We start from the raw sequence: 14,662 nt of genomic DNA, 5'->3' as shown, positions 1-14,662 counted from the left end.
ACGTCAGCACGGACGCGCGTACCCATGGGGCGCTCACGTCCTGCACCGCGGGGGCGCCAGTCACCTCTGTATGGTGCCTGATTTCTCGCGGATCGCACGAGTTGTCTGGTTTCACCCGGGTGGCCCCACCTGTCACACAGGTCACTTGCGCCACAGCGAGCGCGCGGCCCAGCAGGTCGCGCGCCGTCCGCACCGTGGCCCCTCAACCACGGCGCGGACGACGCTCGTCCCCCGACGCCCATGTGCACGCCGGCCCGTCTCAGCGCGTGCTGAACGCCGCGTCGAACGACGCCGCGGGCGGGTCGAACGCGTTGCGACGGACGAACTCCAGTGCCTGGGGCGCGCCGACGAGCCGGTCCATCCCGGCGTCCTCCCACTCCACCGAGATCGGCCCCGTGTAGCCGATCGAGTTGAGCACCCGGAACGCGTCCTGCCACGGCACGTCCCCGTTCCCGGTGGACACGAAGTCCCAGCCGCGGCGCGGGTCGCCCCACGGCAGGTGGCTGCCCAGGCGGCCGTTGCGGCCGTTGCCGATGCGCTTCTTCGTGTCCTTGCAGTCCACGTGGTAGATCCGGTCCCGGAACTCCCAGAGGAAGCCGACCGCGTCCAGGTCCTGCCAGACGAAGTGGCTCGGGTCCCAGTTGAGGCCGAAGGCGGTCCGGTGCCCGATGGCCTCGAGCGTGCGCACGGTGGTCCAGTAGTCGTAGGCGATCTCGCTGGGGTGCACCTCGTGCGCGAACCGGACGCCGACCTCGTCGAACACGTCGAGGATCGGGTTCCACCGGTCGGCGAAGTCCTGGTACCCGGCCTCGATCGTGTCGGCGCCGACCGGCGGGAACATGGCGACGTACTTCCAGATGCTCGACCCGGTGAAGCCGACGACCGTGTCGACGCCGAGCTTCGCGGCCAGCCGGGCGGTGTGCTTCATCTCCTCTGCGGCCCGCTGCCGGACGCCTTCGGGGTCGCCGTCGCCCCACACGCGGTCGGAGACGATGTCGCGGTGCCGCTGGTCGATCGGGTCGTCGCAGACGGCCTGGCCCTTGAGGTGGTTCGAGATCGCCCACACCTTCAGGTTGTACTTCTCCAGCAGCGCGGCTTGCCGGCCACGTACTCGTCGTCGTCCCAGCGCCACGGGTCCAGGTGGTCGCCCCAGCAGGCGATCTCGAGGCCGTCGTAGCCCCACGACGACGCGAGCCGGGCGACCTCCTCGAAGGGCAGGTCGGCCCACTGGCCGGTGAACAGGGTGATCGGTCGTGCCATGGAACTCACTCCATCCTGGTCCGGGACCTCCCGGATCTGCTCGGGAACGCCGGGGCCGGGGACCGCACCGTCTTCGGTGCGGTCCCCGGCGCGCGGCGCCTTCAGTCGTGCGGCAGCGTCATGACTTCACCACGACGGTCACCTCCGTCGAGGTCGATCCGGCGACCCCCGCCGGTGCAGCCGGGACGAACGTCGCGGTCAGCTTCGCGGAGCCGACCGACGTCGCCGCGCTCAGGGTGTACACCGCCTTGCCGTCGGAGACGGCCACGGTGCCGACGGTCGTGCCGTTGCTGGCGAACACGACGGTGCCGGCGGTCCGACCGGTGTCCACGGACACCGTCGCCGTCAGCTTGACCGGCTTGTTCGTCCCGTACCTCTGGCTCGACGCGCTCGCCTTCAGGGTGGTCGCGGAGACCGCCTTGACGACCGTCACCGTCACCGCCGCCGAGGTCGATCCGGTCGACGCCGTCGGATCCGACGGGACGAACGTCGCGGTGAGCGACGTGGCCCCGACGGTCGCGTCCGACCGGAGCCGGTAGGTCGCCTTCCCGGACGAGACGGGCGCCGAGTAGATCACCTGGCTTCCGGACCGGAACTCGACCGTGCCGGCCGGCACCCCTCCGTTGGTCAGCGTCACCTTGGCGGTCAGCAGCACCGGCTCGTCGGTGCCGAACGACTGCTGGGAGGCGCTGGCCGTCAGCTTGGTGGTCGACGCCGCGGCGTCCACCACGACCTGCCGGACGGGCGATGCCGACTCCGCCACGGTGGCGTTGCCTGCGAACTTCGCCTGCAACGCGTGGGTGCCCGCCTCCAGATCCGGCACGGTGACGGTCACCGTGCCCTTCCTGAGGATGCCGGCCCCGATCGGGACCGACCCGTCATACAGCGTCACCAGCTCGGCCCCGAGCGTTCCGGCGGTCACCACCGAGATGGTCACCTTGACGGGGCTGCCGACGGTGATCCGGCTGGCGGAGAGCGACATCGAGGTCACGGACGGCTTCAGCTGGACCTGCGTGGCCGGCACCGTGACCGACCGAGGACCGGCGACGTTCCCGGCCTTGTCGGTCGAACGGAACTCCACCACCTGGGCGGCCGAGGTCCGAGCGACGACGAACGGCGCGGAATAGGTCTTCCACGCTCCGGCGTCGACCCGGTACTGCGTCGACGCCACGCCCGAGGTGTCGTCCGACCGGACCAGGGTCACCGTGACGCTGGTGCTGTCGGCGTCCAGGTCGGCGGCGGTCTCCGGCGCCACGGTGTCCCGCTTGAGCGTCAGGGTCTTGACGGACTCGACGTTCCCGGCCTCGTCCGTGGCCCGGAACGTGATCGCCGTGATGCCGTCGGCGATCGTCAGGGGCGCCGTGTAGGCGGCCCAGGCGTCGTCCGTCAGCGCGTACTCGATCCCGGCGACACCGCTGTCGGCGTCGGTCGAGGTCAGGGTGACGCTGACGTCCCCGGTGTACCAGCCGTTCTGACCGTCCGGGCTGGACGGGTCGACGGAGGCCTTGGAGACCGGAGCCGTGGTGTCACCGGCGGCCGGGACGGTGACCGACTGCGTCGCCTCCGTGTTGCCGGCCTCGTCGACCGACCGGAGCTCCGCGGTCTGCTCCATTCTCGTCAGAGCCAGCTGGACCGGCGCGGTGTACGCCGACCACGTCTGCGTGCCGACCCGGTACTCGGTCCTGTCCACACCCGAGGTGGCGTCGACCGACGTGAGGGTCAGCAGACCCGTGTCGGAGACCGTCGCCGTGGTGACCGGCGCGGTCGCGTCGATCTTCGCGGACAGCGTCCGCGACCCCTCGGCGTTGCCGGCCTTGTCGGTGGCCGCGTACGCCACCGTGTGGACGCCGTCGCCGGTGAGGGCGACCGGAGCCGTGTAGGTCGCCGGGTTGCCACCGTCGACCGCTGCCGAGATGGCATCGATCCCGGAGCCGCCGCTCTCGTCGACGGCGGTCAGGCTGACGGTCACCGGACCGGTGTACCAGCCGTTCGCGCCGTTCGGCTGCGCCGGGTCCTTGGTGGCGGTGGTGATCGGTGCGGTGGTGTCCGCAGGAGCACCTCCGACCACGTGGAAGTAGTCGAACACCGCGGTGGCCGAACCGGTCTGGTTCACCCCCAGGGCGAACAGCCCGACCTTGCCGCCGGACGCCACCGGGATGTTGGCGACCGTGTCCGCGAACTTCGTCCAGGCCACCCCGTCGGTCGAGTACCAACCGGCGAAGTTGTTGTCCTGGCGCTCCACCCGCAGGTACCAGACGCCCTGGGTCAGGTTGTTCAGGTTCGGCTGAGGCTGCTGCTGGACGTTGTCGATGACGCTGCGGAACTCCAGCCGACGGGCCACGGCGGCGCCGGCGTCGTTGTCGGTGATGAAGTCGAGCTTGACGTAGTTGCGGTCGTCGCCCAGGACCACGATGCCGGCCTGCTGGTAGTGCTCGTTCAGCGCCGAGCCGTCGACCTTGGTCTCGACCACCCAGTGGTTGCCCGCCGGCTGGTTCTGGACGATCACGTTGTTGCTCGTGTCGATCTCACCCGGCAAGGTGTCGATCGACAGCTTCCCTCCCCCGACCCGCAGGGCCGTGGCGTCGGGACGCAGCGTGGTCCACCGGCAGGTGACGAGTGCGTCACCGGTGAACTCGTCGTCCGGGGTGGAGACGGCTTCCGTCGGGTCCGGGCTCAGCCGGAACCAGTCGAAGGCCGCGTCGGTCACCGTGCCGGAGGCGTTGGCGAAGGCGGCCAGCCCGATCTTCGGGCTGCCCAGGCTCGCCTGGTCCTTGCGGATCGCGTCCCACCCGCTCCACGACTGGTCCGGGGAGATCCAGGTCGTCCCGTCCGTGGAGTACGACGGCGAGAGGGTCGTGCCGTCACTGGTGATCCGCAGGTACACGGTGTCGGGGAAGGCGGTGCCGAGCGCGGCCGAGTTGGCCTCCTGCGCCGAGCCGCCGACCTCGTGGGCGAACTGGATGATGTGCTCGGCCGGGTTGCTGCTGCGGCCCTGCACGACGAGCTTCACGTAGTTCTCGTCGTTGGTGTACAGCAGCAGACCTGCCTGCTGGTACGCGGTGTACGCCTTGACGTTCACCTTCGTCGTGGCCTGCCACGCGCCCTTCGGCAGATCCTGCAGGACGATGTTGGTGACGTCGCCGCCGGCACCGTAGAGGTCGGTCTTGGACGCCGGGATGTGCAGCGCCCCGTCCCTGACCTGCAGGTCCTGGTTGGGCCGGACCACGGTGGTCCACCGGCCGGTGTTCAACGTGGTGCCGTCGAACTGGTCGGACAGGTTGCCGAAGCAGCCCTCCGGCGGTGCGTCGACGGTCACCGGGAAGGTGCGGCTCGCGGTGGCGCCGCCCGGGTCCGTCACCGTCAGCTTGGCGGTGTACTTCCCCGGCACGGTGTACGTGTACGACGCGGCAGCAGTGTCGGCGGTCGCACCGTCGGTCGTCCCGAAGTCCCAGTGGTAGGAGACGGCCTTGCCCTCCGGGTCGCTCGCCGAGGCCGTGGCCGCGACGCTCACCGGCACCGTGCCGGTGGTCGGCGTCAGGTCGGCCGCGGTGATCACGGGCCGCTCGTTCGCCGTCACGCCCTTGCCGATGAAGTCGACCCAGTTGACGTTCGCCACGGAGCCCGTGGTACCTGGCTTCGCTGCGACGAAGTAGATCGTGCCGGTGCCGGTCGGACGGTTGGCGAGGTCCACCCCGACGTTCTGGAAGGTCTGCCACCCTCCCGTGTTGTCGACGTGCACGGTGCCGAGCAGCGGGCCGCCCACCGGGTCGTTCCAGCGGATGTTGAAGTCAGCACCGCCGTCGGCGGGGCTGGCCGCGCGGACCTGGATCCGGTCGATCCCGCTCAGGTTGACCCGGGCGAAGGCGAACCAGTCGTCCGGCTCGATGAAGCCGATGTTCTGGGTGCCTCCCGCCGGGTCGGAGGTGGTCTCCTTCTGCACGCCGGGGTCTCCGGTGGAGGCGGACCCGGGCAGCCGGCCGGTCGAGTCGTAGTGCTCGGCCTGGTGGTGCTTGTCCTGCAGCACGACCGAGGTGGTGCCCGTCAGCGACGGGACCCCGCCCGCGGCGCCCTTGTCGGTGTAGGAGGCCTCGACGACCCAGAACAGGTGGACGTCGCCACCGTGCCCGCCGTCCTCGAGGGTCTGGACCACGCCCGTGCAGCCGGTCGTCTGGCTCATCGGGTGTGCGTGCGAGTCGCTGCCGGAGACGTGTCCGAGCAGGTTCTGCACGTGCACGTCGTCGCAGGAGATCGTGTGAGACGTGGTCGACCCGTCCTCGGGATCGGTCACGGTCACGTCAAAGTTGATCTGGTCGCCGAACTGGAAGAACCCGCCGTCCACCGGTGACGTGACTGTCACCGTCGGGCGGGTGTTCCCGCTGACCACCGAGACGCTGGACAGCCCGGAGCGGCCGTCGGGGTCGGTCGCGGTCAGCACCACGTTGTACGTGCCGGCCGCGAACGAGTGGCTCGGCGACGCCTCGGTCGAGGTCGTGCCGTCGCCGAAGTCCCACGAGTAGGTCAGCGCGTCGCCGTCCGGGTCCTTCGACCCGGCGGAGGAGAGCTGGACCGCCAGCGGGGCCGGCCCGGAGTCCACGTCCGCCGACGCCTTCGCGATGGGCGACCGGTTGCCGTAGACGTAGTCGATCCGGTAGATGCCGGAGTCGCCGTTGTTCTCCCAGCCGGAGCCCCAGTCGATGACGTAGAGGCTGCCGTCCGGACCGAACTTCGCGTCCATCATCTTGACCGAGCGCTGGCCCGCGCCGAGGCTCGCCTCGTTGATCTTCGTGACCTTCTGCAGACGACGGACGTCCGAGGTGGTCAGCAGCGAGTAGACGACGTTGTTGTTCCACTCACCGAAGAGCGCCTTGCCGTCCCAGTACGCGGGCCACTTGGTGTCCGACGTGCTCGTCTCGTCGTACCGGTACATCGGTCCGGCCATGGGTGCACCGCCGCCACCGACCTCGGCGAAGTCCTCCGCGGCGTTGTAGTGGTAGTAGAGCGTCGCCGGGATCGCCGGCGGCAGCTGCGCCAGACCGGTGTTGTTCGGCGAGTCGTTCACGGGGCCGCCCGCGCAGTCGTACGCGGGACCGGACTGGTGGGTGGCGAAGTTCCAGTGGTTGTAGGCCTTGTTCGGGCCCGTGCAGTAGGGCCAGCCGTAGTTGCCCGCCTTCGCGATGATGTTCCACTCGACGGTGTTCTGCGGGCCGCGGTTCGGGTCTGCCGAGCCGGCGTCAGGACCGTAGTCGGCGACGAACACGGTGCCCGTCTTGGGGTCGATGTTGATGCGGAAGGGGTTGCGGAACCCCATCCCGTAGACCTCGGGCCTGGTCTTGTCCGTACCGGGCGCGAACAGGTTCCCGGCGGGGACCGTGTAGGTGCCGTCGCCCTCGGGGTGGATGCGCAGGAGCTTGCCGGACAGCGAGTTCGTGTTGCCCGACGTGCGCTCGGAGTCCCAGGCCGCACGGCCGGCACCCTGGTCGAGCGGCGCGTAGCCGTCCGACGCGAACGGGTTGGTGTTGTCACCGGTGGCCAGGTAGAGGTCGCCGGACGTCTTGTCGAACACCATCGAGCCGCCGTGGTGGCAGCACTCGCCGCGCTGCACGGGCACCTTCAGCACGATCTTCTCCGACCCCTCGACGAGGGTGTTGGCCGCGGAGACCGTGAACCGGGAGAAGCTGGTCGACACTGTCGGCGCCGGCCGGTGAGTAGAAGACGTACAGGTAGTTGTTCGTCGCGAAGTTCGGGTCGAGGGCCAGGCCCAGCACACCGGACTCGTTCGCGGTGAAGGCGTTCAGCGTCGCGACGGCCGACGTGTGGCCGGTGGTCGGGTCGATGACCTTGATCGAGCCCTCGCGCTCGATGTAGAAGACGCGCCCGTCCGCGGCCACGTCGAGCTGCATCGGGTCGAACGTGTTGTCGTCGCTCTGACCAGCTCGTAGTTCTTCGGGACGGAGGCACCGCAGTCGGCCGGGACGACACCGGCGGTGGTCTCGATCCCGCCGGCGACCATCTGCAGGAAGCCCGCGTTCGACCAGTTGGTCGCGTCGTGGCCGAGGCCCAGGTAGAAGGACCGGCCGCCGTCGTAGTCCTGGCACCAGGCGATCGGGTGGTCGAGGCCCATCGTGCTGCCGGTGTACGAGCGCGCGTCCAGGGAGGCGAGCACGTGCACGCTGTCGCGCGGGTTGGTCTGGTAGTCGTAGAGTCGTCGGTCAGGGTGAGCTCGTCCACCCAGCCCCACGGTCGCGGGGTGGACCCGGTCCTCGAGGAGCACCTTGGTCTGCTGGATCGCCGGGTGCTGCTTGAAGTACGCCCCGACGAGGCCCTGGTACCAGGGCCAGTCGTAGTTGGCGTCGGCCGCGGCGTGGATGCCGAACCAGCCGCCGCCGTTCTCGACGTAGGACTGCAGGGCCTGCTGCTGCTCCGCGCTCAACAGGGCGGCTGCGTTGGGCGAGGTCGTCGAGAGGAACACGACCGTGGCGTACTGGGCGAGGTTCGCCGTCGTGAAGACCGACGAGTCCTCCGTTGCGTCGACGGTGAAGCCGTGCTCGGCACCGAGCGCGGTGATGCCCGCGATCCCGGCGACGATGCCGTCGGTGTGCCGGAAGCCCGCGGTCTTGGAGAACAGCAGCACCTTGTACGGCTCGACGCCCTCCTCGTGCATCGGGAGGACCGACGGCAGCGCGTGCTCGAGCGCCGGCACCGCCGACGCGGGCTGGACGGCGCCGGTCGTCGCAGCGTCGGCGGCAGGCGCGACGCCGATCAGACCGGTGACGGCGAGCGCGACGGTCGCGACCAGCGCGGTCAGCGTTCGGCGAGGACGGAAGGGGAGGGTGGCTGCGACACCCTGCCCCTTCCGCCGCTGGGGGGTCATGCGGCGGTCCGTTCGCGGCGGGTGATCGCCTGCGGGTGGAGCGCGTGCTGACCGGCCGGCGAACGGCCGGCACGTCGGTCGAGAAGACCGGGCATGGTGAAGTCCTTTCGAGATCGGGCATGGATCGACGAAGGGCGCGCGCAGCCGCGCCTTCCTGCTGGAGATCTCCGCACCGGCCGGTTGCCGGCGGTGCGAGCTGGCCGCGAGTGCGGCGAGAGTGGGCTGCCTTCGGCAGCGGCGCGCGGCGGGGCCGCGCAGCGGGTGCGACCCGGAGAGGGACCGCAGTCAGGCGGCGATCGGACCTGGACCGTCGTCAAGCGTCGATGAGCACCTCCCGGTTCGGATCGGTCAGGGCGTGATCTCCTGCCACGTGCTGGCGTCGGCGGCGCTGCGCTCGACGGCTTCGAGCACCCGCTGGACGCGCAGGCCGTCCGCGAAGCTGGGTTCGGGCTGCCGCCCCTCGGCGATGGCCGTCACCAGGTCCACGGCCTGGTGCGTGAACGCGTGCTCGTACCCGAGCCCGTGCCCCGCCGGCCACCACGCCGCGACGAAGGGATGCTCGGGCTCGGTCACGACGATGCGCCGGAAACCGGCTTCGGCGGCGGGCTGTGCGACGTCGAAGAAGTTCAGGACGTTCATGTCCTCGAAGTCGAACGCGACCGACCCTGCCGAGCCGTTGATCTCGAGCCTGATCGCGTTCTTGCGCCCCCACGCGAACCGGGTCGCCTCGAACGTCGCCAGTCCCCCGCCCGACATCCGGCCGAGGAAGATCGCGGCGTCGTCGACGGTGACCGGACCGGTCTCGGTGCCTGCCGTGCCGTGCAGGCCGGAGTGCTCCGACGCCACGGGGCGTTCGTGCACGAAGGTCTCCAGGATCGCCGAGACACCGGTGACGGACTCGCCCGTAACGAACTGCGCGAGGTCGATGATGTGCGCGCCGATGTCCCCGAGCGCCCCCGAACCCGCCTTCTGCTTGTCCAGGCGCCAGGACAGCGGCGCGTTCGCGTCCGCGATCCAGTCCTGCAGGTACTGCGCGCGCACGTGCCGCACCGAACCGATCCGGCCGTCCGCCACGAGCTGGCGGGCGAGCTGGATCGCCGGCACACGACGGTAGGTGAACCCGACCATCGCGAGCTGCCCGTTCGCACGAGCCTGCTCGGCCGCCTCCGCCATCGCGACGGCCTCGCCCACCGAGTTGGCGAGCGGCTTCTCGCACAGGACGTGCTTGCCCGCCGCGAGCGCCGCGATGGCGATCTCGGCGTGGGTGTCGCCGGGTGTGCAGATGTCGACGAGGTCGATGTCGTCACGCGTGACGAGCGTCTTCCAGTCGGTCTCCACGCTCGACCAGCCGAGCCGCGCGGCGGCGGCGGTGACCGCCGCCTTGTCGCGACCTGCGACCGCCGCCATGTCCGGCTCCAGCGGCAGGTCGAAGAAGTGCGGGGCGTTGCGCCAGGCCTGTGAGTGCGCGACACCCATGAACGCGTAGCCGACCATGCCGACGCCGAGACGTCTTGTCATGGCTCACGCCTCCCCTCTGTGGTGGGCGCGCCGGACGGGTGTCCGGCGCGCCCGGTCGGCTCAGGACTCGAAGGCCGTCGGCAGGAACTCGTCCACGTTGTCCTTGGTCACCACGGGTGCGAAGAGCTGGACCGTGCGGGGCACCTGCACGTCGACCAGGTCGCTCATGGCCTTGCCCTGCACGATGAGCCGGGCGAGCTTGACGCCGTCCGCGGCCTGCGTGGACGGGTAGATGACCGTCGCCTTGAGCACCGTGTTGTCGGCCTTGATGGCCTCCATGACGTTCTTCGAGCCGGCGCCACCGACCATGAAGAACTCGTCGCGACCCGCCGCCTCGATCGCCGCCAGGACGCCGACGCCCTGGTCGTCGTCGTGGTTCCAGATGGCGTCGAGCTTGGGCTGGGCCTGCAGCAGGTTGGCCGCCGCCGCCTCGCCGCCCTGGACCGTGAAGTCCGCCGCGACGCGGGCGTCGACCTTGAGCCCGCAGGTGGCCAGCGCGTCCTTGAAGCCGCGGCTGCGGTCCTGGGTCAGCGGCAGCGAGTCGATGCCGGCGATCTCGGCCACCTTGGCGCCGGTCTTGCCGCCGAGCTGGTCGCAGATGTAGGTGCCGGCGCTGACGCCCATCCCGTAGTTGTCGCCGAGGACCGTGGTCCGGGCCGCGTTCGGGTCGTCGAACTCGCGGTCGACGTTGATCACGACGATGCCTGCCTTCATGGCCTTGTTGGCCACCTCGGTCAGGGCGGCGCCGTCGAACGGCAGGAGCACGATCGCGTCGACGCCGTCGTTGATGAACTGCTCGATCTGGCTGATCTGCAGGTTCACGTCGTTGGTCGCCTCGGCCTGGACGAGCTTCACGTCCGAGTACTTCGCGGCCTCGGCGACGGCCGACTTGGTGATCGCGCCCATCCAGCCGTGGTCGGCCGCGGGGGCCGAGAAGCCGATGGTGACCATGTCGCCGGGCTCGTCGTTGCCACCGGGAACCACGGCGGGCGCTTCGGCGGCCGCGCTGCTGCCCTCGTCGGTCGGGGTGTTGGACGTGCAGCCGGCCACGACGAACGCGAGGGCTGCCGTGGCGCCGGCGACGGCGAGCCAGCGCCTGTGCAGGGATGTGGACATGACGATCCTCCTTGATCGGAATGCTTGATCGGAATGGGCTGGGTTTCGACGAGCTTGTTCGTCAGGTTCTTGCGCGCGAACGGTCGGCGATCCGCTGCTGGAGCAGCACGGCGACGACGATGATCACGCCCTTGACCACGGCCTGGGCCGAGATGGACAGGTTGTTCTGCGTGAAGACGTTGGTGAGCGTCGTGAAGATGAGCACGCCCAGGACGGTGCCGACGATGGTGCCGCGGCCTCCGACGAGGAGGGTGCCGCCGACGACGACGGCGGCGATGGCGTCGAGCTCGTAGAGCATGCCGTTGGTGGAGCTTGCCGGCCGTCGTGCGGCCGAGCATCATGACGCCGCCGATGCCGGCCGCGAGACCGCTCAGTGCGTACAGGTACATCGTGTGGCGCTTGACCTTGATCCCGGCGAGGCGGGCCGCCTCCGGGTTGCCGCCCACCGCGATGGTGCGGCGGCCGAACGTGGTGCGGTTGAGCAGGATCCAGCCGGCCACGGCGACGACGACGAAGATCCAGACGAGGGTCGGGATGCCGATGAGGTCACCGCGGAAGAAGTCGAGGAAGCCCTGGACCTTGACCACCTGCGTCTGCCGGTTGGCGATGATCTCCGCCAGTCCGCGCGCGGAGACCATCATGGCCAGGGTCGCGATGAACGCGACGACCTTGCCGTACGCGATGAGCACCCCGTTGACCAGGCCCGCGCCCACGCCGACCGCGAGCGCGCAGAAGACCATGACGATCCAGTTGGTGTCCTTCGCGAGCGTCTGGGTGGCCAACGTGGAGGCCCACACCGACGCGAGTCCGACCACCGAGCCGACCGACAGGTCGATGCCGCCGCCGGTGATGACGAAGGTCATCCCGATGCTCAGCACCCCGAGGACCGCCGCCAGGCGCAGGATCGTCAGCAGGTTGTCGACGCTGGCGAACCGGTCGCCGGCCGTGACGACGCCCACGACGCAGATGGCGACCAAGGCGATGACCAGACCGATGTTGCGACCCGCAGGACCGCGCAGCAGCCCTGCGCGCGGGACCTTCTTCTCCGTGTCGACGACGTCGGGGACGACCGTCGTGATCTCCTGCTCGCTCACGCGGCACTTCCTTCCATGACGAGGTCGAGCACGCGGTGCTCGTCGATGCCGGTCGCGGGCCCGTCGTGGACCACGCGCCCTTCGGAGATCACGAGGATCCGGTCGGACAGGCCGATGACCTCGGCGATCTCGCTGGAGACCACGACGACCGCCGCGCCGCTCTTCGCGAGGTCCGCGATGAGGGCATAGATCTCGGCGCGGGCGCCCACGTCGACGCCGCGGGTCGGCTCGTCGAGGAGCAGCACCCGGCAGCCGTGGACGAGCCAGCGCGCGAGCAGCACCTTCTGCTGGTTGCCGCCGGACAGCGTGCGGGCGCTGCGCTCGGGGTCCGAGGGACGCACGTCGAGCGCGTCGATCTGCTCGCGCGCGGCGCGCAGCTCGGACCGCTCGTCGAGGAACGACGCCGTCGCGGTCCGCGAGAACGTCGAGAGCGTGATGTTGCGGTAGACCGGCTCGTCGAGGAGCAGACCCTGGCTCTTGCGCTCCTCCGGGCACAGCCCGATGCCGGCCTTGACCGCGTCGCTGACCGCACCCGCACGGAGGCGGTCGCCACCCACGGCGACGGTGCCCGTGCTGCGCCTGCGTGCGCCGAAGATGGTCTCGAGGATCTCCGTGCGACCCGACCCGACGAGCCCGGCCAGCCCGACGACCTCGCCGGCGCGCACGTCGAAGGAGACGTCGGAGAACGCCCCTCGCAGGCTCAGCCCGTCGACGTGCAGCACCGTGGCGGCGTCGTCGGCGACGGGCGGCCGGGGCGCGATGGCGTACTCGACCGTGCGGCCGGTCATCAGCCGGATCAGGTCGGCGGTCGGCGTCGCGGCGACCGGGAGGCCCGTCGCGACCGTGCGGCCGTCCTTCAGGACGGTGATCCGGTCGCCGATCTGCCGGATCTCGTCGAGCCGGTGCGAGATGTAGACGACGGCGACGCCCGGCTTGGCGGCTCGCGCACCACCCGGAACAGGTTCTTGACCTCTTCGGCGTCGAGCACGGCGGACGGCTCGTCCATGACGATCACGCGGGCGTCGTGCGAAAGAGCGCGGGCCATGCTGACGATCTGCTTGCCCGCCGCGGAGAGCTGGCCGACCTCGCGGTGGGGCGAGATGTCGCCGTGCCCGAGGCGCCGGAGGATCGCGCGGGTCTGGACGGTGGCGGCGCGACGCTGCGAGAAGCCGCCGACCGCGAGTTCGTGGCCGAGGTAGATGTTCTCCGCGACCGAGAGCCCGTCGACGACGTCGAGCTCCTGGTACATCGTCGCGATGCCGAGCTCAGGCCCGCGACCGGGTGGGAGATGGTGACGGGCTCGCCGTCGATGAGGATCTCGCCCTCGTCGGGCTGGTGAGCCCCGGCGAGGACCTTGATGAGGGTGGACTTGCCGGCGCCGTTCTGACCGAGCAGGCAGTGCACCTCGCCGGCACGGATCTCGAGGTCGACACCGTCGAGCGCCCTCGCACCGGGGAAGTGCTTGACGATGCCGCGCATCTGCAGCAGGGGTGGGTCCGCTTTGACCATGTTGCGCAACCTAGGACCGACTTCTGTCGCGCGTCAAGCAAAAGTCGATAACCGCGTGTCAGAGTTACGCGAACGTGACCTACACAAGCCGGAATGGTTCACTGTGCCCATGGACGGCCTCAAGTTCGCCCCCAAGCCGACGGGCGCCGGGGAGATGTTCCAGCTGCTCCGCGACGGGCAGCCGAGAACACGCTCTGACCTGGCCACTCTCACCGGTCAGGCCCGCTCCACGATCGCAGCGCGCGTCGACCTCCTGCTCTCCTCGGGGTTCGTCGCGCCGGCCGGCGAGGCCACGTCCACGGGTGGACGTCCGCCCGCGACGTTCGCGTTCAACCCCGCCGCGCGGGTGGTCCTCGCGGTCGACCTCGGCGCGACGCACGCCCGGCTCGCCCTGACCGATCTCGTCGGCACCGTTCTCGCGGAGGTCGGCGAACCCGTCGCGATCGCGGAGGGGCCCACCGTCGTCCTGGACCGCGTCGTCGCCCTCGGTCACGACCTGCTCACGACGGCGGGACGGCCGCTGTCCGACCTGGTCAGCGTCGGCGTCGGGCTCCCCGGACCGGTCGAGCACCTGTCGGGCCGGCCCATCAACCCCCCGATCATGCCGGGCTGGGACGACGCCGACGTGCCGGCACACCTGTCCCGCCAGCTTCTCGGGCGTCCCCGTGCTCGTCGACAACGACGTGAACGTCATGGCGCTGGGCGAGCACACGACGCAGTGGCCCACCGTCGACCACCTGCTGTTCGTCAAGGTGGCGACCGGGATCGGCGCCGGGATCATCTCCGACGGCCAGATCCGGCGCGGCGCCCAGGGTGCGGCGGGCGACCTCGGGCACATCGCGGTGCCCGGCGGTGCGAAGCTGCCGTGCCGGTGCGGGAACACCGGCTGCCTCGAGGCCCTGTCCAGCGGACCCGCGATCGCCGACGCGCTGCGCGCGCTGGGCGTCGATGCCCGGACGAGTGCCGACGTCGTCGCCCTCGTGCGGGCCGGCGACCCCGACGCCAGCCGGGAGGTCCGCGAGGCCGGGCGCCGGATCGGTGACGTGCTCGCCGCGTGCGTGAGCATGCTCAACCCGTCGGTCATCGTGATCGGCGGGATCGTCGCCGAGGCGGGCGAGCACCTGCTGGCCGGAATCCGCGAGGTCGTCTACCGGCGGTCCTTGCCGCTGGCGACCCAGCACCTGCGTATCGTCGCCTCTCGGACCAAGGGTCGCGCCGGGGTGCTCGGCGCGTCCGCGATGGCCTCCGAGCACGTCCTGTCACCCGCTGCGATCGACAGTCTCATCTCCTAGGA

At 70.4% G+C, this 14,662-nt stretch carries 4 protein-coding genes and 6 pseudogenes; 2 read left to right on the top strand and 8 right to left on the bottom strand.

Features of this window, described 5'->3' with window-relative positions:
• Positions 1 to 259 precede the first annotated feature (259 nt).
• The 8 genes and pseudogenes from AC38ZX_RS05120 to AC38ZX_RS05085 form a co-directional block, all read right to left on the bottom strand.
• Positions 260 to 1,260: pseudogene (locus tag AC38ZX_RS05120) on the bottom strand (sugar phosphate isomerase/epimerase family protein).
• Between the two features lie 118 nt (positions 1,261 to 1,378).
• Complete coding sequence (locus AC38ZX_RS05115; RefSeq protein ID WP_491296568.1) at positions 1,379 to 6,946, bottom strand: OmpL47-type beta-barrel domain-containing protein; 5,568 nt, start codon at positions 6,944 to 6,946, stop codon at positions 1,379 to 1,381.
• 67 nt (positions 6,947 to 7,013) lie between these two features.
• Positions 7,014 to 7,160 (bottom strand): annotated as a pseudogene (locus tag AC38ZX_RS05110) (hypothetical protein); the annotation flags it as partial.
• 101 nt (positions 7,161 to 7,261) lie between these two features.
• Positions 7,262 to 7,921 (bottom strand): annotated as a pseudogene (locus AC38ZX_RS05105) (ThuA domain-containing protein); the annotation flags it as partial.
• Between the two features lie 558 nt (positions 7,922 to 8,479).
• Positions 8,480 to 9,649 carry a Gfo/Idh/MocA family protein gene (locus AC38ZX_RS05100; protein WP_491296567.1) on the bottom strand — a complete coding sequence of 390 codons (1,170 nt, stop codon included), beginning with the start codon at positions 9,647 to 9,649 and terminating at the stop codon, positions 8,480 to 8,482.
• Between the two features lie 60 nt (positions 9,650 to 9,709).
• Positions 9,710 to 10,765 carry a substrate-binding domain-containing protein gene (locus AC38ZX_RS05095; protein WP_491296565.1) on the bottom strand — a complete coding sequence of 352 codons (1,056 nt, stop codon included), beginning with the start codon at positions 10,763 to 10,765 and terminating at the stop codon, positions 9,710 to 9,712.
• Between the two features lie 61 nt (positions 10,766 to 10,826).
• Positions 10,827 to 11,787 (bottom strand): annotated as a pseudogene (locus AC38ZX_RS05090) (ABC transporter permease).
• 68 nt (positions 11,788 to 11,855) lie between these two features.
• Positions 11,856 to 13,254 (bottom strand): annotated as a pseudogene (locus AC38ZX_RS05085) (sugar ABC transporter ATP-binding protein).
• On the opposite strand from AC38ZX_RS05085, the gene AC38ZX_RS05080 reads away from it, so the two are divergent.
• Both AC38ZX_RS05080 and AC38ZX_RS05075 read left to right on the top strand, forming a co-directional pair.
• Complete coding sequence (locus tag AC38ZX_RS05080) at positions 13,141 to 13,419, top strand: hypothetical protein (RefSeq protein ID WP_491297568.1); 279 nt, start codon at positions 13,141 to 13,143, stop codon at positions 13,417 to 13,419. The pseudogene AC38ZX_RS05085 and the gene AC38ZX_RS05080 sit on opposite strands and share 114 nt — an antisense overlap.
• 58 nt (positions 13,420 to 13,477) lie before the next feature.
• A pseudogene (locus tag AC38ZX_RS05075) lies at positions 13,478 to 14,660 on the top strand (ROK family protein).
• The last annotated feature ends 2 nt before the right edge of the window (positions 14,661 to 14,662 follow it).

The sequence above is a fragment of the Cellulomonas sp. McL0606 genome, assembly GCF_058248365.1.
Note: the sequence above shows the minus strand (reverse complement) of the source record. Positions and strands in the feature narration are given on the sequence as shown.

Bases quoted from the DNA above. Each gene is read 5' to 3' on its own strand.
- AC38ZX_RS05100 (WP_491296567.1), bottom strand. From the start codon at position 9,649: ATGACAAGACGTCTCGGCGTCGGCATGGTCGGCTACGCGTTCATGGGT.
- AC38ZX_RS05095 (WP_491296565.1), bottom strand. From the start codon at position 10,765: ATGTCCACATCCCTGCACAGGCGCTGGCTCGCCGTCGCCGGCGCCACG.